The sequence below is a fragment of the Streptomyces sp. NPDC004752 genome (assembly GCF_053601275.1).
On sequence record NZ_JBSGBN010000031.1, the window covers coordinates 1 to 21,847 of the forward strand.

Annotated in this window: 18 protein-coding genes; 14 read left to right on the top strand and 4 right to left on the bottom strand. The window is 70.0% G+C overall.

Annotation, left to right across the window (positions count from 1 at the left end; all coding sequences use genetic code 11):
• The 5 genes from ACWEKM_RS15415 to ACWEKM_RS15435 all read left to right on the top strand — a co-directional run.
• Positions 1-714: ABC transporter ATP-binding protein (locus ACWEKM_RS15415; RefSeq protein ID WP_451621670.1), on the top strand; the 714-nt coding region annotated here is incomplete at its 5' end.
• Positions 715-724: 10 nt separating this feature from the next.
• Entirely contained in the window at positions 725-1,486 is a 762-nt protein-coding gene (locus ACWEKM_RS15420; protein ID WP_451621671.1) for a GntR family transcriptional regulator, read from the top strand.
• A 288-nt stretch (positions 1,487-1,774) separates the two neighbouring features.
• On the top strand, positions 1,775-2,698 hold the full coding sequence (locus ACWEKM_RS15425; protein ID WP_451621672.1) for a TauD/TfdA family dioxygenase: 924 nt from the start codon (positions 1,775-1,777) through the stop codon (positions 2,696-2,698).
• Positions 2,695-3,303: an O-methyltransferase gene (locus ACWEKM_RS15430; protein WP_451621673.1), complete on the top strand. Its 609-nt coding sequence runs from the start codon at positions 2,695-2,697 to the stop codon at positions 3,301-3,303. The genes ACWEKM_RS15425 and ACWEKM_RS15430 overlap by 4 nt, the downstream gene beginning before the upstream one ends.
• Positions 3,296-4,120 (top strand): 2-phosphosulfolactate phosphatase, encoded by an 825-nt coding sequence (locus tag ACWEKM_RS15435; protein WP_451621674.1) that lies wholly within the window; start codon positions 3,296-3,298, stop codon positions 4,118-4,120. Before ACWEKM_RS15430 ends, ACWEKM_RS15435 begins: the two co-directional genes overlap by 8 nt.
• 174 nt (positions 4,121-4,294) lie before the next feature.
• On the opposite strand, the gene ACWEKM_RS15440 is transcribed toward ACWEKM_RS15435, so the two are convergent.
• Positions 4,295-5,794, bottom strand: coding sequence for a peptide MFS transporter (locus ACWEKM_RS15440; RefSeq protein ID WP_451621675.1), 1,500 nt, complete (start codon positions 5,792-5,794; stop codon positions 4,295-4,297).
• Positions 5,791-7,194 carry an NAD(P)/FAD-dependent oxidoreductase gene (locus ACWEKM_RS15445; RefSeq protein ID WP_451621676.1) on the bottom strand — a complete coding sequence of 468 codons (1,404 nt, stop codon included), beginning with the start codon at positions 7,192-7,194 and terminating at the stop codon, positions 5,791-5,793. The genes ACWEKM_RS15440 and ACWEKM_RS15445 overlap by 4 nt, the downstream gene beginning before the upstream one ends.
• A gap of 380 nt (positions 7,195-7,574) precedes the next feature.
• Here ACWEKM_RS15445 and ACWEKM_RS15450 point away from each other — a divergent pair, with 380 nt between their 5' ends.
• The 3 genes from ACWEKM_RS15450 (at position 7,575) to ACWEKM_RS15460 (ending at position 12,969) form a co-directional block, all read left to right on the top strand.
• A complete protein-coding gene (locus ACWEKM_RS15450; protein WP_451621677.1) occupies positions 7,575-8,015 on the top strand; it encodes an Lrp/AsnC family transcriptional regulator in 441 nt (146 codons plus the stop codon).
• A gap of 70 nt (positions 8,016-8,085) precedes the next feature.
• Complete coding sequence (locus ACWEKM_RS15455) at positions 8,086-11,043, top strand: aminotransferase (RefSeq protein WP_451621678.1); 2,958 nt, start codon at positions 8,086-8,088, stop codon at positions 11,041-11,043.
• Positions 11,044-11,325: 282 nt separating this feature from the next.
• Positions 11,326-12,969, top strand: a complete 1,644-nt coding sequence (locus tag ACWEKM_RS15460; RefSeq protein ID WP_451621679.1) for an amidohydrolase — start codon at positions 11,326-11,328, stop codon at positions 12,967-12,969.
• A gap of 94 nt (positions 12,970-13,063) precedes the next feature.
• Here ACWEKM_RS15460 and ACWEKM_RS15465 read toward each other — a convergent pair whose 3' ends face one another.
• Positions 13,064-13,858 (bottom strand): alpha/beta fold hydrolase, encoded by a 795-nt coding sequence (locus tag ACWEKM_RS15465; RefSeq protein WP_451621680.1) that lies wholly within the window; start codon positions 13,856-13,858, stop codon positions 13,064-13,066.
• A gap of 241 nt (positions 13,859-14,099) precedes the next feature.
• Entirely contained in the window at positions 14,100-14,819 is a 720-nt protein-coding gene (locus ACWEKM_RS15470) for an IclR family transcriptional regulator (RefSeq protein WP_451621735.1), read from the bottom strand.
• A gap of 118 nt (positions 14,820-14,937) precedes the next feature.
• Here ACWEKM_RS15470 and ACWEKM_RS15475 point away from each other — a divergent pair, with 118 nt between their 5' ends.
• The 6 genes from ACWEKM_RS15475 (at position 14,938) to ACWEKM_RS15500 (ending at position 21,772) form a co-directional block, all read left to right on the top strand.
• Positions 14,938-15,771 (top strand): 2-keto-4-pentenoate hydratase, encoded by an 834-nt coding sequence (locus ACWEKM_RS15475; protein ID WP_451621681.1) that lies wholly within the window; start codon positions 14,938-14,940, stop codon positions 15,769-15,771.
• Complete coding sequence (locus ACWEKM_RS15480) at positions 15,768-16,724, top strand: acetaldehyde dehydrogenase (acetylating) (RefSeq protein ID WP_451621682.1); 957 nt, start codon at positions 15,768-15,770, stop codon at positions 16,722-16,724. The genes ACWEKM_RS15475 and ACWEKM_RS15480 overlap by 4 nt, the downstream gene beginning before the upstream one ends.
• The gene (gene dmpG / locus ACWEKM_RS15485; RefSeq protein WP_451621683.1) at positions 16,721-17,740 is read left to right on the top strand and encodes a 4-hydroxy-2-oxovalerate aldolase; all 1,020 of its coding nucleotides are present in this window, start codon (positions 16,721-16,723) and stop codon (positions 17,738-17,740) included. Before ACWEKM_RS15480 ends, dmpG begins: the two co-directional genes overlap by 4 nt.
• 148 nt (positions 17,741-17,888) lie before the next feature.
• Complete coding sequence (locus ACWEKM_RS15490) at positions 17,889-18,587, top strand: TetR/AcrR family transcriptional regulator (RefSeq protein ID WP_451621684.1); 699 nt, start codon at positions 17,889-17,891, stop codon at positions 18,585-18,587.
• A 681-nt stretch (positions 18,588-19,268) separates the two neighbouring features.
• A complete protein-coding gene (locus ACWEKM_RS15495) occupies positions 19,269-20,621 on the top strand; it encodes an MFS transporter (protein WP_451621685.1) in 1,353 nt (450 codons plus the stop codon).
• Positions 20,618-21,772 (top strand): asparaginase, encoded by a 1,155-nt coding sequence (locus ACWEKM_RS15500; RefSeq protein WP_451621686.1) that lies wholly within the window; start codon positions 20,618-20,620, stop codon positions 21,770-21,772. Before ACWEKM_RS15495 ends, ACWEKM_RS15500 begins: the two co-directional genes overlap by 4 nt.
• Positions 21,773-21,847 lie beyond the last annotated feature (75 nt).

Here is a 21,847-nt window from a genome sequence, read left to right on the forward strand (position 1 = left end):
CGCCTCGGACCCGTCATGGGATCGCGGCCCGCCCAACTGTCCGGCGGCCAGCGCCAACGCGTCGGCATCGGCCGCGCACTGGTACGCGAACCCGACGTGCTCCTGATGGACGAGCCCCTGTCCAACCTCGACGCCGAACTGCGCGGCGAACTGCGGACGGAGATCCGCCGCCTGCAGCGCCACAGCGGCACGACCACCTTCTACGTCACCCACGACCAGGCCGAAGCCCTCGCCCTCGCCGACCGGCTCGTCGTGATGCGCGACGGACACATCGAACAGGACGGCCCACCCGAACACGTCTACCAAAAGCCCGCCACCCGGTTCGTCGCCTCCTTCCTCGGCGCCATGAACATCCTCGAACCGGCCGGGCCACACATCACACTGCCCACGCCCCTGCGCACCACACCCGACGGGGACCGGCCCGGCTGCTTCGGAGTCCGGCCTGAAGACCTCCGGGTGGTGACCGGCCCCGAACACGCCACCGATGCACAACTCGTGCTCCACGGCACGGTCGAGGGAAACGAACTGCTCGGCCGGGAACGCCTGGTGCAGTTCCGCACCGGCGGCGACCAACGCGTCCGGGTACGGATCCACGCCGACCAACCGGTGCCCGACAGGATCACCTGCGTCGCGAACACCGCGGACATCCACCTCTTCGACAGCACGGGACAGCGGCTACCAGGCACACTGCCGCTGTCGAGTCGATCACGATAGGAGAGTTACGATGTCCAACGGGGCTGTGCCGAACTATCTCGCGCTTGCCGACTTGCTCGAAACCTCGATCGCCACCATGAACGGCGGCGACCGGTTGCCGAGCGAGAACGAGCTCGCGGCACTGCACGGAGTGAGCCGGGTGACCACCCGCGCGGCTCTCCAGGAACTGGAGCGCAGGCACCTGGTGCGGCGCGCCAAGGGCTCCGGTACGTTCGTGGCCCTGCGTTTGGTGTTCACCATCAGGCCCGACCTGCCGCCGAGTTGGACCCAGACGGTCCGCCGCGGGGGCGGTGAGCCGTCGGTGAAGTCCGTGGACGCCGTCCTCACCCTGCCCGATCCGGAGACCCGCGAACGGCTCGAACTCGGTGTCAAGGACAAGGTGATCCGGTTGCGCCGGATCAACCTGGTCAACGGCCTGGTGGCCAACACGATGCTGAGCTATCTGCCGGCCGATCTCGCACCGGGCTTCCGTGACCTCCTCGCCGCGGGTGGCTCGCTGCACACCATCCTGACCAGCCTCGGCCACCACCCCCAACGTGAGTGGACACGCGTCGACATGCAGGTCCCGGACGAGGAGATCGCGGCCGACCTCGAACTGGAAGGCCGACCTCGGGTCTGGTGCCTCACCAGCCTGGTCGTCGACGGGCGCCATGGCCGGCCCCTTGAGTTCGGCCGTGGCTGGAGCAGGCCGGACGTGTTCGACATGCGCATGGAGTACGAGAACGAGCGCCGCACTCGCAGCTGGGGCGCAGCAAAGACTCATGCGCAGTGATCTGCATGCGCGCACCGGCCCCGGTGCTGTCGTGCACCGACCTCGGTGCTGTCGTGCATGTGCCCGGCAAGCCACTTGACGGCACGGTCGCGGCATGAGTTGCGCCGAGCCGGTGCGGGGAGCCTCGTCGGCAGTCGCCTCCTGATGTGACTGCCACATCCCCCGCGTCGCCGCTCCACCTCGCGAGCGACCACCTCAGAAAACCTCAGAACCCGCGGCGGTGCCGGTCGACGGCCCGCCGTAAGCGGCTGAGCCGCTTCGATACCCAACCCAGGAAGGAAAGCCGGCATGGAAACCACTCGTCCGGCGGCAGGCCGTAGCGCCCCGCCCGCGCTCGACGCGCACTCGATCCATGACGCACTGCGACAGGCCGCCGAACGCATCGACCTGACGGCGGAAGAACTGGAGCCGCCCGCGGTGCAGCAGGCGGTGCTGGAGGAGTTGACGCGGACGGTGCCCGCACTCGCCGACCTCATCCGCCAGGCCCGCGCACAGGTCGAGGTCCACGGCGGGGTCCGCTTCACCGGACTGCCCGTGACCTGCGACGTCGCGCTGATCGGTCTGCTCGCCGCATTCGGGCAGCCGACCAGCAAGGGGAACGGCGCCACCGCCGAGCGTCTCATCTACGAGGTCGCCCCCGACGATGCGGCCGCCGGTCCGACGCACCTGTCCAAGGGGCGCGCCGCCCAGGAACCGCACACCGACTCGCCCGTCCAGCAACGGCCGCACGAGTTCCTGGCGCTCGCGTGCGTGACCGGCGACCCCGCCGGTGGCGGGCTGTCCACAGTGGTCCACGCCGGTGACATAGCGGCCGTGCTCGATGAACGCGACGGCGGCGCGACGACCGCACTGCTGCGCGAGGAGACTTTTCCCTTCCTGGACACACCGCTGCGCCTGGCCGAACCGCCGGTGATCGCGCCCGTCCTGCGGTGGACCCCCGAGGAGCAATGGCGGGTGCGGTGGCGGCACGACGCGCTCATCGCAGGCTTCGAACGGCACCCCCGCGCCGCCAGTGCCGCACATCGCGCGGCCGTGGAGGCGTTCGCCACCGTGGCCGCCGACCCGGCGCTGACCGCGACGCTCCAGCTGACCCCCGGGGACATGCTGCTCCTCGACAACACCCGTGTGCTGCACGGTCGTACCGCGATCACCGGCACCGCGGCGCGACGACTGAAGAGAATAAAGCTGATCGGCGAAGGGAACGTGGCATGACGACGGCAGCAGGCGGACCCGAACACCTCGCCGGCGCTCTCGAACTGGCTGCCCGGTTCGATCTCCCCGCGATCCGGCCCCAGCACAACAACCCGACGTCCTGTCTGCCCGAGGTCGGCAGGTTGCTGGCGACGCTCGCCGCGAGCGCGCGACCGGAGGCCGTCGTCCTGGAACTGGGTACGGGCGCCGGGGTCGGCACGGCCTGGCTCGCGCACGGCCTGGCTCCGGGCGCCCGGCTGGTCACGATCGAGGCCGAGGCCGAGCGGGCCGCCGCGGTCGCCGCGCTGTTCGCCGGGGACCCCCGGGTGAGCGTGGTCCACGGCGACTGGCACGCGGTCGAACCCCCGCCCGGCGGCGTGGGCCTGCTGTTCGCGGACGCGGGGCTGCGCCGTGAACTCCACCCGCCGGCCTGGGACGAGATCGTCGACCTGCTCCACATCGGTGGGCTGCTCGTGTTCGACGACCTCACCCCGCCCGGCGGTCCGGCGCCGTTGCACAACGAAGAGGACAAACGGCGGTTCGTCCTGGGCCATCCACGGCTGCGGGGCGTCGAAGTGGCCGTGTCCCCGGAGTCGAGCGTCCTGATCGGAGCGCGCCATGCCTGAGTCCGGCATGTCGGACCTGCCGAGTGCCCCGTTCGAGCCCTGGCCGACCGCGCAACTGCATGTCGAGTGGGGCAGGCAGGCCGCCCGGCTCGCGGCCGACCGTGGCGACGCGGTCGTGGTCGTGGACACACTCACCTTCTCCACCACGGTGACGATGGCGGTCGGCCGGGGCGCGGCCGTGCTGGCACTGTCCCGTGCCGAAGTCGCCCGGCTGGGCGGTCCGGACGGGGTCGCACGGACCTACCGGGTACCGCCGCCCGCGCTCACCCGGGACCGGACGGATGCGAAGCTCACGTTGTCGCCCAGCAGCGTCGGCAACATCGTCGGTGGTGACGAGGTCGCGTTGACCTCGCTGAACGGCGCGGAGATCGTCCGCAGTGCGCGGCACGCCGAGGTGCTGCTGGCCGGCTGTCTGCGGAACCGGACAGCGGTCGCCCAATGGTGTGCCCATGCCCTCACCAGCGGTGCGGTCCGCCGGGTGACCATCATCGCGGCCGCCGAGCGCTGGTCGTCGGTGCTCGATCTCACCGAGGGGATGCGTCCCGGCATCGAGGACTGGCTCGGTGCCGGTGCGATCGCGGCCGCGGCGGCCGCGCGCGGGGTGAGCCTGTCGACCGAGGCGAAGGCCGCCGCGTCGACCTATGCCGTTGCCGAGCGCGACGGCTTGGACGGGTGGCTACGCGGTTCGACCACCGGCCGCGAGCTGATCCAGAAGAGCTTCGGGCCCGACATCGACGAAGCCGCCCGGCTCGACCACGACGAGACCGTGCCACGGCTCGACGACCGGGGATTCTTCCTCTCCGCCGACCGCACCTGACCAACCCGGACAGGTCTGATCTGGACCGCTGCCTCACGCCGGGCGGGGACGGCTGTCGCCGGTCTGCCTCGCCCCGTACCCCACGTCTGCGGCTGCCGCCGGCGGGTTACGGGAGTACGAACCGTGGTCTCTCGCCGGGGGTTTGTAACGGTGAGGACCAGTCGGTGGATGAGGTCAGCGGTCCAGGCCCGCGCCGAGGAGGCGCCCCAGAGGCGTGCGTCCTGCGAACAGCGTCAGGCCCAGTGCGATGCCGCCCGCTGCGCTGAGGGCGAAGTAGGGGCCGTTGTCGATGGCCGTGAACAACTGGCCCAGCAGACCTGAGAGAGATGAACCCAGGGCGAGGGTGAGGAAGTTCAGGGCGACCATCTGGGAGCGGAACTTGTCCGGGCCGATCCTTGTGGCGAGGGAGAGCCCGATGGGTCCGATGAGGACTTCGGAAGATCCGGCAACCACCATGAACAGGAGGATGAGGAGGAGGGGGATGTCGGATTCTCCGGTGGCTTCGATGACGATGAGCAGGAACAGATAGGCGCAGCCGAGCTGGGTCAGGCCGAGGGCGACCTTGGTGACGGGCCCTGGTTGACGTTCCCCGAGCGTGCTCCACACCCGGGCGATGAGTGGAGTGATGAGGACGGCTGCGAGGGGGGCGGCGGTCGTGACCCAGGCGGCCGGGAAGGCCCATCCACCGATGTGCAGGTCGATTCGTTCGGTGATGAGGATCGATATCGCGGTGAAGTTCTGCCAGAGAAACCCGAAGTACAGGCCGGAGGTCAGAAAGAGGGGCAGGTATCCCAGGATGCGCCGCCGCTCGTCCTTGGTGACCGATGACGCGGTGGTCATGATGAGGAAGGAGGCCGCGGCGGCCACCAGTGCGGCGATACTCACCACCGTGGACAGGTTCTGCGCCCGGAGCAGGCCGGCGGCCACGGCCGTGCCCACCGCGGCGAGGCATACGAGAGCCACGACGATGACGAGTGGACGGCGGCTCGCGGGCAGCGGGTTGCTGACGATCCGGGCGCGCTCGGGCAGGTGCTTCATCGAAACGGCGTACTGGATGAGTGCGGCGCCCATACCGAGCGCGGCCAGACCGAACCCGTAGTGGAAGCCCCATTCGTTCTGGGCGAAGCCGGTCGTGAGCGGCCCGACCACGGCGCCGATGTTGATCGCCATGTAGAAGTAGGAGAAGCCGGCGTCCCGATCACGTTGATCCGGGTTCTGGTCCAGCACGAAACCCACGATCGAGGTGATGCTCGTCTTCAGTGCGCCGGTGCCGAAAATGATGCACAGCAGTCCGGCGCCGAGGCCGCCGAGGCCGGGTGAGAAGGCCAGCACGATGTGCCCGACCGTGATGACGATGGCACCGGACAGCACCATGTACTGCGGGCTGACCAGCCGGTCCCCCAGCCAGGCCCCGAGCACCTGCGACAGATAGACGGCGCCGCCGTAGGCGCCGACGATGCCCGCCGCGACGGCCGGGTCCATGGCGAGGCCGCCGTCCGCCACCGCGTAGAGCAGGTAGAACGAAAGGATGCCCTGCAGGCCGTAGAAGGAGTAGCGCTCCCACAGCTCGGTGAAGGCCATGCTCCGCAGGGCGCGCCGGGAGGCGGGCCCGGGCGCCCCCGGCACCGCCTTCGGCCCGCGCGTATCCAGCATCTGCTGCGATGGGGTGTTCATTCGCTGAGTCCTGCCAGGCGGGAACCGAAACGGGCGATGAGCGAGGTGTTCTGGGAGTGTCGGCTTTCCTCCCAGCGGTCGGCGATGCCGAAGAGCCGGTACATGGCGTGCACGCCGATCCAACGCAGTGGTTCGGGCTCCCAGCGTCCGGAGTCGTGGTCGTTCCACGGAAGCCGGGTCAGCGCGGTGTCGCGACCGGCGGCCCGGTCCAGGAGTGTCCTTGCCGCGAGTTCGGTGGCCGCCATGCCGTGTCCGGCGTATCCACGCGCCACGCCGATTCTGCTGTACGGGTCGAAGTGGACTCCGGCGCACCAGTCACGTGTGACACCGATGGCGCCCCGCCAAGCGTGTTCGATCGTGAACTGTACGTCGGGGAAGAACATGCGAAGGCGTTCGCTCAGCATGCGCACGGTGCGGGCGTCCACAGTGCCCTGGCCGGGCATGCCGGAATGGAAGGCGTAGGGGGTGCCGCGGCCGCCGATGGCGATACGGCCGTCCTCGGTGCGCTGTGCGTAGATGAAGGTGTGCGCGCCGTCGTCGAGGCATTCGCGCCCCTCCCAGCCGATCCTCTCCCACACACGTCCGGGGAGCTGGTTGGTGACGACCATGGAGGAGTTGATCGGGATCACTTCCCGCTTGCCGAGGCCGCGGGCGTCGCTTTCGATCTGCCCGGAGAACGCCTCCAGACAGGACAGAACGGTCTTGGCGTGTACGGTCCCGCGCGAGGTCGTCACCGCACCGGGCGCGATACGGGTGGCACGGGTGCCCTCCACGATGCGTACGCCCTTGGCCTCCACGACCGCGGCGAGACCTTGTACCAGCTTGGCGGGGTCGACGCGCACCGTGCTGCGAGCGAAGAGGCCGCCCAGCGCCGGATCGATGGCGATCCGCTTCTTCACGGCTTCGGCGTCGAGGAGTTCAAGATCCTCCGCACGGTATCCGTTGGCGAGGTTCGCGGCGTACGCGTGCTGGAGTCGCTTCATCGCCGCCGGGGTGGTGGCCACGTTCAGATGGCCGCCCCGGTGCTGATCCGCCTGTATTCCTTCCGTCTCCAAGATCCTGAGCGCGTTGTCGATGGACGCGTCCATCTCCCGCTGGAAGGACGCGACGGCGGCCGCGCCGTCCCGCCCCCGCTTGCTCACGGCCTTGGCGAATACGGCCCGGTTGCCCGGGAGGAGCGGGGAGAGCCAGCCGCCATTGCGTCCGGAGGCTCCGTAGCCGACCTCGTTGGCCTCCACGACGGTGATCTTCGCTTCGGGGCGTTCGACCATCGCGTGGTAGGCGGCCCAGATACCGGTCAGGCCGCCGCCGACGATGACGAAGTCCTGCTCCTCGTCCGGCAGACCGATGCGCTGCCGCGACGGGCCGGTCTGCCCGTCCGCGGTGCGAGCGGACCTCATCCAGTGTGATATTTCGCCGTTGCGATACGGGGTCATCAGTGCTCCGACCTGGATGCGTGTGATGCGGGAAGCAGGACTTCAGTAGGTGGGCGGTGACGTCGTCCAGAGGGCTCTGGACTCGTGCGTGTGTCGCACCCACGGTGTGCTCAGGTGGAGCGTTCGCCTGCTGCGACGTAGCCGGGAACCGACGCCCCGTCGGCGTCGGCTCGGTCAGTCGACATGGCCGGGAACTTAACAGGGCTGCGGCGCGCTCACAAGAGTCCACCGCCCAAGATTCGCTCGATTCTGTCGTCCGCACAGTTGATTCGAGCGAGAAGATCCGTCATTGTGCTTGAAACGACTGCATGGCTTGGTGTTCATGCAGAAGAGAGGGGCACTTCATGGACGACATCGACCGGGCCATCCTGCGGGAGCTGCAGGTCGACGGTCGCATCCCCTACGCCGAGCTGGGACCGAAGGTGGGGTTGTCGCCTTCGGCCGCGAGGCTCCGGCTGCAACGGTTGATCGACACCAAGGCGGTCCAGGTCGTCGGGGTGACCGACCCGATGACCATGGGACAGCAGGCGATGGCGCTCCTCGGCCTGCGCATCGGCGGCGATTCCCGCGCGGTGGCCGATGAACTGTCCCGGCATGACGAAGTCGTGTACACGGTCCTGACCTCCGGTCGCTATGACCTGTTCGCCGAGGTCGTATGCGGTCGCCCTGGTGATCTTCTGGACTTCATCAACGACGTCGTACGGGCCGTCGAGGGTGTCACATCCGTGGAGACCTTCACCTACTTCGCGATTCACACCCACCGCTTCTTGTGGGAAGTCGACTAGGCCCGAGCACCCGAGCATCCGCGCCCGGCCCGCCCACACCACGCTCCACCCACCAGCCGAGGAATCCCGCATGCTGCACGACGAGCACCACACCATCGACTTCTTCGCCCAGGACGCTCTTCCCGCACCACAGGTGACACCGGCCCAGGCGGAGCGCATCTGCGCCGAGCACCTCGGCATCGACGCTCGTGCGGAGGCGCTGGGAAGCCAGCAGGACGCCAACTTCCTGCTGCGTGCCGACGATGGGACGGCCTTGGCTGTTCTGAAGATCGCCAACCCCGCCTTCAGCCCTACGGAGATCGAGGCCCAGGACACGGCCGCCGACCTGATCGCCGCGGCCTACCCGGAACTGCGCATCGCCACCGTCCTGCGCCGCCCCGACGGCTCCCCGCGGTGCGCGACGGTGGACACCGAGAGCGGGCCGGTCATCGCGCGGCTGCTGCGCTACCTGCCCGGCGGCCCGCTCTCGGGACCGCGGCACCTGTCCCCGAGCACGGTGGCGGCCATGGGCACGATCGGCGGAAAGATCAGCACCGCCCTGGGCGACTTCCGGCACCCGGGCCTCGATCGCGTTCTCCAGTGGGATCTGCAGCACGCCGACCGCGTCGTCGCAAAGCTCGCGGAGCACATCGACGAGCCCGAGCAGCGCGCCGCCGTCCAGGCCGCGACCGCGGACGCCTGGGCGCAGGTCCAGAAGCACGCCGCCGTACTGCCGTCGCAAGCCGTGCACCTCGACCTCACCGACGACAATCTGATCTGTTCTCCCGACCGCCACCTGCCCACGCCCGACGGAATCATCGACTTCGGTGACCTGGCCACGAGTTGGGCGGTCGGCGAACTGGCCGTGCCGCTCTCCTCGATGCTCCACCACGACGGTGTCGAGCCGCACCACGTGCTGCCCGCCGTCCGGGCCTTCCACGCCGTGCGGCCGCTCTCCCTCCAGGAGGCGGAGGCGCTCTGGCCGCTCGTGGTCCTGCGCGCCGCCGGCCTGGTCGTCAGCGGGCGCCATCAGGCCGCCGTCGACGAGGACAACGCCTACGCCAAGTCCGCGCTCGACCGTGAGTGGCGGATATTCGAGCAGGCCACCCGCCTGCCGCTGCCGGTGATGAGCCACCTCGTCAAGGACGCGATCGGCCTGGCCGACCTGCCTGCTCAAGCCGATGCACCGGTGCACTCCCTGCTGCGAGGTCTCGCCGCCGACGACATCACCCTCCTCGACCTGTCCACCGGCGCCGACTCCACGGACCACGGTGCCTGGCTCGAAGCCGGCACCGAGGACCGGCTGTCGGCCACCGCGCTCATGGACGGGGCGGCTGCGGTGGCCACCCGGTACGCGCATGCGCGGCTCACTCAGGCTCCGGCGTTGTCAGCCGTGTCCGCTCCCACGGTACCCACCGGCATCGACCTGTGGCTCGGCCGGGCCACCGTGGCGCAGGCTCCCCGCGCGGGGACGGTCCTCGCCGCGGCACCGGACCGTGTGGAGATCGGCTACGGCCCGCAGGTGCTGACGTTGTCCTTCGCCCGCACGGTCGACCCGGTGGTCTGCGCCGGCTCGGCGGTCGAGGCGGGCGACGACCTCGCCCATCTGCCCTCCGGAACCTCGGTCCACGTCGCGCTGCGCACCGCCGACAGCCCTGGCGTCCCTCCCTTGGTGCGCCCCGAGTACGCCGCCGGCTGGCTCGCGCTCACCGCGGACCCCGCCCCGCTCATCGGTCTCCCGGCCGCCGACGGTGCGGAGCACCGGGATCTGCTCGACCGACGTGACGCCGTGTTCGCGACCGTGCAGGAGCACTACTACGCCAAACCGCCCCGCATCGAGCGTGGTTGGCGTCACCATCTGCTCTCCACCGACGGCCGCTCCTACGTCGACGTCGTCAACAACGTCACCCCCTTGGGCCACGCTCACCCTCGCGTCGAGCGGGCGGTCTCCCAGCAGTTGCGGCGGCTCAACACCAACTCGCGATTCCACTACGCCTCGGTGGTGGAGTTCACCGAGCGCCTCGCTGCCCTCCTGCCCGAGCCGCTGGACACGGTGTTCCTGGTCAACTCCGGTTCCGAGGCGGTGGATCTGGGCCTCCGGCTGGCCATCGGTGCCTCGGGACAGCAGGACGTCGTCGCACTGCGCGAGGCATACCACGGCTGGACCTACGCCTCCGACGCGATCTCCACCTCGCTCCAGGACAACCCGAACGCCCTCGCCACCCGTCCGAACTGGGTCCACACCGTGGACTCGCCCAATTCCTATCGCGGCCGGCACCGCGGGGCGGATGCGGTGCGCTACGGGCCCGAGGCCGCCGCGGTGATCGACGAGCTGGCCGCTTCCGGCCGCCCGGCAGGAGCCTTCCTCAGCGAGACCTTCTACGGCAACGCCGGTGGAGTGCCCCTGCCCGACGGCTATCTCGCCGAGGTGTACGCGGCGGTCCGCCGGCACGGCGGCCTGGCCGTCGCCGATGAGGTCCAGGTGGGCTACGGCCGTCTGGGACATTGGTTCTGGGGCTTCGAGCAGCAGCAGGTCGTCCCGGACATCGTGTGTGTGGCCAAGGCCATGGGCAACGGCCATCCCCTCGGCGCCGTGATCACGTCAAAAACGGTTGCCGAGCGCTACCGTGACCAGGGCTATTTCTTCTCCTCCACCGGTGGCAGCCCGGTCTCCAGCGTCGTGGGCCTCACCGTCCTGGACGCCCTGCTCGATGAGGACCTCCAAGGCAATGCGGTGCGCGTCGGCGGCCGTCTGAAGAGCCGCCTTGAGGCACTGGCCGACCGCTACGGCATCATCGGCGCCGTCCACGGCTCGGGCCTCTACCTCGGCCTCGAACTCGTCCGCGACCGCGTCACCCTGGAACCCGCCACAGAAGAGACCGCCGAGCTGTGTGACCGCATGCTCGACCTCGGCGTGGTCGTACAGCCGACCGGTGACCACCTCAATGTCCTGAAGATCAAGCCGCCGCTGTGCATCGACGCCGCCGCGGTCGACTTCTTCACCGACATGCTGGACCGCGCCCTCGCCCAACTCGGGTACTCCGGCTGACTCCGGTGCGGCGCGCCGGCCGGCGCGCCGCACCGGCAGCGATTCTCAACTCCCAAGGGGTGTATGGGTGTTGGGTCAGCACCTGGCAACCTCGCCCATCTGCTCGGCACCCTCGCCATGGCAGCACCCCGTTCCCGGGCCTCGCCGTAACGACGCAGGCCAGGGTCGACTGGTCGACGCTCGTCGTCCTCCCTACGGCCGGACTCCTCCATCTGCTGTTCCCTCGCTCCCCCGACCTCCCGGCCGAGCGGCGCGACGTCGAAGAAGAAGGGCTGCTCGATCTTGCACACTGACCTGATCATCACCGGCGCCAGGGTCCGCATCGCAGCGAAGCGCTGGGCCGAGGCCATCGCCGTCCGGGGCGGACGGATCGTCGTCCTCGGCGCCGAGGACGAGATCCGGGCGCTGGCCGGACGGCGCACCGAGCGCATCCACGCCCCCGGCGGCCTGGTGCTCCCCGGTTTCCAGGACGCGCATGTGCACACGCCTTTCGGCGGACGGAACCTGCTGCGGGTCTGGCTCAACGACCTCGTCGGCCGCCAGGCGTACCTGGACGCGATCGCCGCCTACGCCCAGGCCCACCCCGACGAAATGTGGATCACCGGCGGCGGCTGGGCCATGGAGCACTTCCCCGGCGGCACCCCCCGCAAGGAGGACCTGGACGCCATCTGCCCGGACCGTCCCGTCTTCCTGTTCAACCAGGACGTGCACGGCGCCTGGGTCAACTCCCGCGCGCTCGAACTCGCCGGGATCACCAAGAACACCCCGGACCCCACCGACGGCCGCATCGAACGCGACCCGGTCACCGGTGAGCCCACCGGGACCCTGCACGAGGGAGCGGCCTACACCGTCAACGACCGGATCGTCCCACTTCCGGACCAGGAGGAATGGCGGGCCGCGATCCTGGCCGGCCAGGACCATCTGCACGCCCTCGGCATCACCGGCTGGCAGGACGCCTGGGTCACCCCTGACACCCAGCACGCCTACCAGGCCCTCGCCGCCGACGGCAGGCTCACCGGCCGCGTCGTCGGTGCCCTGTGGTGGGACCGGCACCGCGGCCTGGAGCAGATCGATGACCTGGTCGCCCGCCGCGAGTCGGGACACCCCGTCAACTCCCCCCGCGCGCATCTCGGTTCGGGCTTCTTCCCGACCTCCGTCAAGATCATGACGGACGGCATCCTGGAGAACTACACCGGCGCGCTGCTGGAGCCCTACTGCGACGGCTGCGGCGGTGTCAGCGACAACCACGGCCTCACCTACGTCGACCAGGAAACGCTGACAGCCGCGTTGGTCCAGTTGGACGCGCTCGGCTTCCAGGTGCACCAGCACGCCATCGGCGACCGCGCCATCCGCAACGCGCTCGACGCCATCGCCGCGGCTCGGGCCGCCAACGGTCCCGGTGACCGTCGGCATCACATCGCCCACCTGCAAGTGGTCCAGCCGGACGACGTCAGGCGTTTCGCGGATCTGGACGTGATCGCCAATCTGCAGACCTACTGGGCGCAGAGCGAACCGCAGATGGACGAGCTCACCGTGCCCTTCCTCGGGCCGGAGCGCGCTGCCATGCAGTACCCCTTCGCGGACCTCTGGGCGGAGGGCACCCGCCTGGCCATGGGCAGCGACTGGGCGGTGACCACGGCGAACCCGCTGGAACAGATCGAAGTCGCCGTCCGCCGCGTCGACCCGGGAAACCGTGACAACGCGCCCTTCCTGCCGGATCAGCGCCTCGCCCTGGACACGGCCGTCGACGCGTTCACGGGGGGCTCGGCCTATGTCAACCACGACGCCGAGGGCGGCGCCCTCCGCGTGGGCGCCCGCGCCGACCTCGCCCTGCTCGACCAGGACATTTTCCGGCCCGACTGCCATGTCTCCGATGCCAGGGTCCGACTGACCGTCGCCTCGGGCGAGATAGTGCACCGCCTGTGACGGCGATCAGCGGTGGACCCGGACCCGCCCGACCGTACGCCCAGCGCCGCAGGAAGCCCGCCGAGAGCCTTCGGCCGCGGCCACCCGGATGCCGTCAGCGGGCCTCAGCGGATTCGACGGCTTCCAGGACCAGTCGGGCGAACTCGTCCGGCCGCTGTTCCGGGAACGGCACACCGGCGCCGGGCACGATGTGTCCCTTGGCCGACAGCGCGTTCACCATGGGCTCGAAGCTGGGCATCGACGGGTCGTCGTCCTGCCCGCAGATGACCGTCACCGGGGCGGTGATCAGCGGCAGCCGCTCGTCCATCCGGAACAGCCGGACCGCGACGTGGCCGTCCTCCGCTCGGTCCAGCACCCGCAGGGCGTCGGCCACGAACCGGTTCAGCGCGGCCTCCTGCCCCGGCTCGTAGAAGTGCCGCCGCCGGTTCCACAGCTCCAGGAGGTGGGAGCCGTCCGGCTTCGGCTGCACCCAGTCGACCGGACGCTTCCACACCGCCCGAGCACGTGTCTCGGGGGTGATGAACGGGACCGCGGAGAGCACCAGGCTCCGCACCCGGGAGCCGAGCCGCGCCGCCACCTCCACCGAGACCACTCCGCCGGTGTGGTGGCCGACCAGGTGGAACGATTCGAGTCCCAGTCCGTCCACCAGGTCTTCGACCCCGTCGGCGAACATCTCGATGCTCTGGTCGTCCGCGGGTTTCGCCGAGGCCCCGTACCCGACGGTGTCCATCGCGATCGCCCGGTGACCGGCGCCGACCAACGGCAGCACGTCCTGGTACTCGGTCCAGGACCGCGGTGTCTGGTGGAGCAGCAGCACGGGTTCGCCCGCACCGCACTCGACATAGTGCAGTTGGCCGAACCGGCTGGAGACATAGTGGGCGCTCAGCATGCGAACTCTCCTGACGTGGACAGATGGGCGTCGCGGCCGCAGCACCGGCGACCGCGATCAGGGCCACGAGCCCCATGAAGGTGCGGGTGATGAACGATTCCCCGTCCCGCAGCAGCCAGGTCGCGGCGGTTTTCGACCTGCGGCCGCTGACCTGTGCTCGCCCCCTTTCTCGTCGTACTTTGTACGGGCAGTTGGATCGGCGTCAAGGGGTCGGTCCCCCCTTCGAGATCGGGCGCCGAGATCAAAGGCCGCGCAGCACACGGGAGAGGCCGAGGGCCGCTGTCCGTACGGCCGGCGCCAGCTGGGCGGGACGGAACCGGGACCGAAGGACCGCCACCGAGAGCGCGGCCACGGTGGTCCCGTCGGCGAAGACCGGGGCCGCGATGCAGCTCACTCCGAGTGCAGCTTCCTGCTCCTCGTAGGCCAGCCCGGACACCTGGATCTTCTCCAGCGCGGTGCGCAACCGGATCGGGTCGGTGATCGAGTACGGGGTGAGACTGGGCAGCGGCCCGGACAGTACGTCCTCGGTCAGCTGTGTCCCGGAGAAGGCGAGCAGGGCCTTGCCCACACCGGTGCAGGTCAGGGGCAGCCTGCCACCGATACGTGACGGGAGCTGGAGGGCGTCGTGCCCATGGATGCGTTCGAGGTAGACCACCTCCAGGCCGTCGCGGACACCGAGGTGGACCGTCTCCCGCGTGGCTTCGAACAGGTCCTGCAGAAACGGCAGCGCCGCCTCACGCAGGTCGCGCCGCCGCGGCACCAGGGCCCCGAACTCGAACAGCTTGGCGCCCAGCCGGTAGTGGGCTCCCGAGCGCTCCAGCCAGCCCAGCCGTACCAGGTCGGCCGTCAGCCGGTGCACCGTCGGTTTGGGCAGGCCCGTTCGCTCGACAAGTTCCGTCAAGCGGTACGGGCCTCCGGTCGGAGGGAAGCATGCGAGGATCGATGCCGCCTTGTCGAGCATGTTGCCGCTCGTGTTGTTCCGTGTCACGGAACAAAGGTTGGCCCCTCGCAGGTGCCGCGTCTATACCGGAGGTGCGCCGAAACCCCTGGCCCTTGTGTTCTCCCTCTGGAGGTAGCCCATGCCCAACGCACCCGACAGTGTCCCGACGGACACCTGGCCCGGGGCCGTGGTCAAGGCCGCCGACGCGCTGGCGGAGGCCGCCCGCAGCCAGATCGCCTGCCCGCCGGTGCGCACGTTCCTCGACGAGGGGGACATCGAGGCCGCGTACGCGGTGCAGCGCTTGAACCTGGAGCGCGAGCAGGCCGCCGGACGCCGGATCGTCGGCCGGAAGATCGGCCTGACATCTCCTGCCGTGCAGCACCAACTCGGCGTGGACCAGCCGGACTTCGGTGCGCTGTTCGCGGACACGGCGGTACCGGAGGACGGCGAGGTGCCCGCCGGCCGGCTGCTTCAGCCCAAGGTGGAGGCGGAGGTCGCGCTCGTGCTGGGCAGCGACCTGCCGCACCGGCAGTGCACCGTCGTCGACATACTGCGCGCCACCGACTTCGCGCTGCCCGCGCTGGAGATCGTCGACAGCCGGGTACGGGACTGGGACATCTCCATCGTCGACACGGTCGCCGACAACGCGTCCTCGGGGTTGTACGTCCTCGGCGCCTGCCCGGTGCCGCTGACGGGGCTGAACCTGCGTTCCGTGCGGATGACCATGACATGCAACGGCGAGGCGGTCTCCGCGGGAACCGGCGCCGACTGCCTCGGCGGCCCCCTCAACGCGGCCGTCTGGCTGGCCTCGGCGCTCGCTGAGCGGGGAGACCCGCTGCGAGCGGGCGACCTTGTGCTGACCGGGGCGCTGGGGGCGATGGCCCCCGCCTCCCCGGGCGATGTGTTCCAGGCCCGTATCTCGAACCTGGGCTCCGTGGGGGTCAGGTTCGCCGCAGAAGGAGACGACCGGTGAGCAGCAGGACCGACACCCGCACCAAGGTGGCCGTCATCGGGTCGGGCAACATCGGCACCGACCTCATGATCAAGGTGCTGCGGCTCTCCGACAGCCTGGAGATCGCGGCGATGGCCGGGATCGACCCCGCTTCCGACGGCCTGGCCCGCGCCCGACGGCTGAAGGTGGCCACCACCCACGAAGGGGTGGCGGGGCTGGTGAAGATGGACGAGTTCGCGGATGTGGAGATCGTCTTCGACGCTACGTCCGCCGGCGCCCACCGGCACCATGACGAGGTGCTGCGTTCCCTCGGCCGTGTTCTCGTCGACCTCACCCCGGCGGCCGTCGGCCCGTACGTGGTGCCCCCGGTCAACGGCGAGGCCCATCTCGACGCCCCGAACGTCAACATGGTGACCTGCGGCGGCCAGGCGACGATTCCGATCGTCGCCGCCGTCAACTCGGTCACACCGGTCCACTACGGAGAGATCGTCGCCTCCATCTCCTCCCGCTCCGCCGGTCCCGGCACCCGGGCCAACATCGACGAGTTCACCGAGACCACCGCCTCCGCCATCGAGCAGGTGGGCGGCGCCGCCCGCGGCAAGGCCATCATCATCCTCAATCCCGCCGAGCCGCCGCTGATCATGCGCGACACCGTGCACTGCCTGGTCTCGGAGTGCGCCACCGAGCAGGTCACGGCCGCCGTCGAGGACATGGCCGGGCGCGTCCGGGCCTATGTTCCCGGATACCGTCTCAAGCAGAAGGTGCAGTTCGACACGGTCACCGACGAGGACCCGCTGCGGACGCTGGTGCCCGGCGGCACCCGGGCGATGAAGGTGTCGGTCTTCCTCGAGGTCGAGGGCGCCGCCCACTACCTGCCCGCCTATGCCGGGAACCTCGACATCATGACCTCGGCCGCGCTGCGCACCGCCGAACGCATGGCCGCACACCGCTCCACGGAGGGGGCATCCCGATGACTTCCCTGTATGTGCAGGACGTGACGCTCCGGGACGGCATGCACGCCGTCCGGCACCGCTACACCGTCGAGCAGGCCCGCACCATAGCGGCCGCCCTGGACGCGGCCGGGGTGGCCGCGATCGAGATCGCCCACGGTGACGGTCTGTCAGGATCCAGCATCACCTACGGCGTTGGCGCCCACACCGACTGGGAGTGGATCGAGGCGGTGGTGGGCGCCGTACGGCAGGCCGTCCCCACCACCCTGCTGCTGCCGGGCATCGGCACGGTCCACGACCTCAAGCGGGCGCACTCACTCGGCATCCGCTCCGTACGCGTCGCCACGCACTGCACCGAGGCCGACATCGCCGCGCAGCACATCGCCGCCGCACGGGAGCTGGGCATGGACGTGGCCGGTTTCCTGATGATGTCGCACATGGCCGAGCCCGCCGAACTCGCCCGCCAGGCCAAGCTGATGGAGTCCTACGGCGCCCACTGTGTGTATGTCACCGACTCCGGCGGCCGGCTCACCATGGACGGCGTACGCGACCGCTTGCGCGCCTACCGCGACGTCCTCGACCCAGCCACCGCGCTCGGTATCCACGCCCACCACAACCTCGCCCTGGGTGTGGCCAACACCGTCGTCGCCGTCGAGCACGGTGTCACACGTGTCGACGCCTCCCTCGCCGGCCAGGGGGCGGGCGCCGGCAACTGCCCACTGGAGGCGTTCGTCGCGGTCGCCGACCTCATGGGCTGGAAGCACGGCTGCGACCTGTTCCCCCTGATGGACGCCGCCGACGATGTCGTACGCCCGTTGCAGGACCGTGAGGTCCGTGTCGACCGCGAGACCCTCACCCTCGGCTACGCCGGCGTCTACTCCAGCTTCCTGCGCCATGCCGAGAGCGCCGCCGCCCGCCATGGCCTGGACACCCGCGCGATCCTGGTCGAAGTCGGCCGCCGCAAGATGGTCGGCGGCCAGGAGGACATGATCACCGACATCGCACTCGATCTGGTGGCCCGCACGGACACCGCCTCCTGATCGCCCGGCCTGATCCGGATACGTCGACCGGGCCGGGACCGCGCTCACCCCGTGCGGCCTTTGTGCGGACTCAGGACGGCTGTACGGTGTGCTGTACGGCGTCGGGTGCCTGAGCCGATTGTGGCGGTGCGAGGAGAGGAGAGTCCGCGTGGCGGGTCCGCGGGCGCGTACGAAAACGCTCACTGCCGAGCGGATCATCGAGGTGGCCACCCGGATCTGTGACGAGGAGGACATCGAGGTACTGACGATTCGGCGACTCGCGTCGGATCTCGGTGTCGGTGCCATGACGCTCTACAGCTACTTCCGCGGGAAGGAGGAGATCCTCGACGGCATCGCCGACTACGTCATGGGGAACTTCCGTCTCCCCGCCGCCGAGGAGACCTCGCCCGCGGCGGTCGTGCGCGATCTGGCGCTGGCCTTCCTGGAGATGATGCGGGAGCACCCCAGTATCGTGCGGCTCTTCTCCACCCGGGTGAACACCACCCCGGAGTCGATGCGAGGCGCGTTCGAATCGGTCATAGGGCGGCTGCGCGAGGCGGGCTTCGCGGATGGGGACGCGGTGCGCGTCTACGGTCTGATCGTGCAGTACAGCCTGGGTTTCGCCAGCTACCAGGCCCCTCGGCCGTGGGGGCGGCCAGATCCTTCCGACGCCGAGGAGGTACGGCGTCAGCGCCGGCACTTCTACGCGGCGCTGCCACGCGACGACTTCCCCAATATGGTGGAACTCGCCGCGCAGGTGACGGCGCTGCCCAGCGACGAACAGTTCCTCTTCGGGCTTGAGTGCCTGATCGACGGTGTGCTGCAGCGGGTCGGTACCGGCGGCGACGCGACGTCGGCGACGGCCTGACTTCCGGCGGGGAAACCTCGGCGACGACCCGGTCGCCGTTGGTGCGGTGCTGGGATCTCGGTCCGGCGGTGAGGGACGCAGGCCCTCCCCGGTACGTGTGTGCGTGAGCCGATCACGGTGCCGGGCCGTCCTTGCGCGGGGCTCGGCGCCAGGTCCGGCGGGGCGGCCGTTTCCCGTGGCCGACGGTCGTGATCGTTTCTCGTGGCCGATGGTCGTGATCAGTGAGTGTCCCGCCGTGCCGCTGCCCGGGCTGTTTCCGGCCACGGGGAGGGCGCGGCCCGGCGTGGATCACGGTCGGCCGACGTCCCGCCAGAACTTCTACCGGCCTGGGGTCCGGACTCCCGGGGCCGCTCTCGGCACCTTCCGCGGGCGGTCGGCCACCATCGATTTTCCGCCGTGGTGAATTCCGTTGGAAACCTTGACCACATACGTCGAACGGTACATAGTACGACCACTCGGTGACCGCTGTAACCGGCCAACTGACCGTCCCAGCGGGCTTCACGGGCAAGACACGGAACCGACCTCGGCTTGGCCCCGGACGTTGTCCGGTTTCTCGCCGCCGCACGAGGTGACACACCTTCGGCAACACCCTCGGCGTGGCGATCCAGGCTCCCGGCCACCACGGGAGCGTCGGCGTACCTCATAGACACGCTTCGCCTGTCCCCCGGACAAAGGACCCTCATGACAGCAACCGCCGTTCGTGCACCCCGCCGAGACCAGAGCAACAGAGCGCTGGTGGCCGGCTGGCTCGGTACCACCGTCGAGTACTACGACTTCTCCATCTACGGACTGGCCTCGTCGGTGGTGTTCGCGCAGCTCTTCTTCCCCCACTCGGACCCGGTCGTGGGCACCCTGCTCTCGTTGTCGACGTTCGCCATCGGTTTCATCGCCCGCCCGGTCGGCGCGGTCGTGTTCGGGCACTACGGCGACCGCATGGGCCGCAAGTCCACTCTGGTCGCCACATTGGGCCTGATGGGCCTCGCGACCTTCGCGGTGGGCCTGCTGCCGACCTACGGCCAGGCCGGGATCCTGGCCCCGGTCCTGCTGGTCATCGCCAGGCTTGCCCAGGGATTCTCCGTCGGCGGCGAATACGGCGGGGCGATTCTGATGACGGTCGAGCACTCGGGGCGGGACGAACGCGGCTTCCGGGGCTCATTGATCAACACCGGGACCTCGGCCGGGCTCCTGCTGGCCAACCTCGTCTTCCTGGGGGTGCTCCAACTGCCGGACGACCAGCTGATGTCGTGGGGTTGGCGCCTGCCGTTCCTGCTCAGCGCGGTGCTCGTCGGTGTGGGGCTCTTCGTGCGCCTCAAACTGGAGGAGAGCCCCGAGTTCGAAGCGGTCAGGGCGCAGAACTCGGTGGACCGGTTTCCGGTGGTCGATGTGTTCCGTGAGTGCCCCCGGCAGGTCGTGCTGGTGGCCCTGGGCATTCTCAGCGCCGGGGTGGCCTTCACGCTGGCGACCGTGTACAGCCTGAGCTATGCCAAGGACGGTCTGGGCCTGAGCAAGGACACCATGATCTCCGTCCTGCTGCCGGCCACGGCGGTCATCATCGTCTGTGTGCCGCTCGCCGGAAAGCTGGCGGACCGGATCGGGAGCCGGACCGTCTTCCTCGCCGGAGCGATCTCGTTGATCTTCCTGCCGTTCGCGTGGCTGGCACTGCTGCAGACCCGGCAGTACTGGCTGATGCTGTTGGGCTTCACACTCCTGTTCATCGGCTACTCGCTGAACTACGGGGTGGTACCGGCGTATTTCTCGCAGGTCTTCCCGGCCCGTCTGAGGTTCACCGGCATGTCGATCGGCTTCACGATCGGGCTGATCGCCGGAAACGCGTTCGCTCCCGACATCGCGGCGTATCTGCTGCATGTGACCGACGGCTGGGTGGGGATCGCGGTGTACATGGCGGCGATGTCGGTCGTCTCGGTGGTCGCGGGGCTGTTCCTGAAAGAACCGGCCGACGCCTCGGCCCCGCCCCTCGCCCCGGTTTCGCAGGTGGCCGATCACAGCACGGCGCAGGTGCGGGGCGAGGCGTGAGCACCGCCCGGAACCGGGACGCCGCAGCCGACGCTGCGGCCCCCGGTCGGCCCGTGGTCGCGTGGATCGCCACCGGTGGGACCATCGAGGCCCGCGGGCACGACCGGCTGGACCGCACGGTGTACGGGGAGAGCGGCCGGCGAACGTCTCCGCGTGACCTCCTGGTGGACCTGCCGGAACTCTCGGCCGCGGCCGAGATCCGGCTGGTCGCCTGGCCCTCGGAGCCCGGTCCGGCCGGATCCGCCCGGACCGGATCCGCCGGGACCGGATCCGCCGGGACCGGATCCGCCGGGACCGGGGCCGAGCGTGCGCGGCCGCCCAGCCACGCGTGGACGCTGCGGGACCTGGTCGAGCTGGCCCGCGCGGTGGCACGCACGACCGCCGATCCCGACGTGACGGGTGTGGTCGTCAGTTGCGGCACGAACGGTCTGGAGGAACTGGCGTTCTTCCTCTCCCAGGTCGTCGGCGGTGACGCTCCCGTGGTCGTCACGGGGGCCATGCGTCCGGCGTCGGCGCTGGGCGGCGACGGCCCGCTGAACCTGCTGAACGCGGTCCGGGTGGCCGCGCATCCCCGCTCGGCCGGTCGTGGCGTGCTGGTGGTCTTCGACGACGCGATCCTGGCGGCCCGTGACGTGGCCAAGACGGCGACCTACCGGCTCGGCGCGTTCCGGTCTCCCGGACTCGGCCCGATCGGTTTCGCCGACGCGGACGGTGCGGTGGCGTTCCACCGGCGCACCGACGAGCCGCCAGGCGGGCCGCCGTTCGACCTGACCGCCCTGCCTGCCGTACTGCCGCGCGTCGACATCGTGGTGTCGTACCTGGGCGCCGACGGGGCACTGGTCGATGCGGCGGTCGCGGCCGGGGCGGCCGGGATCGTCAGCGCGGGGCTGGGCGCGGGTTACCCCACCCCGGCGGAACAGACGGCCCTGGAGCGCGCGGCGCGGCAGGGGATCGTGGTGTGCCAGGCGTCGCGTGTCGGTTCCGGGAGGGTCGTACCGCACGCCGGAACGACGGCTCACGGGATCGTCACCGCCGGCGACCTCAGCCCCTGGAAGGCGCGGCTCCTGCTGAGCCTCGCGCTGGCCGACCAGCGGCCCGTCGCACTGATCCAGCACCTGTTCGACGCTCCGGCAAGGGGCCTGCCGCAGTAGATCGTCAAAGCCCGGACCTGCGGATATGCAGGTCCGGGCGTCAGTCCGTTGACTTGCGTACGTTATACCGTACAT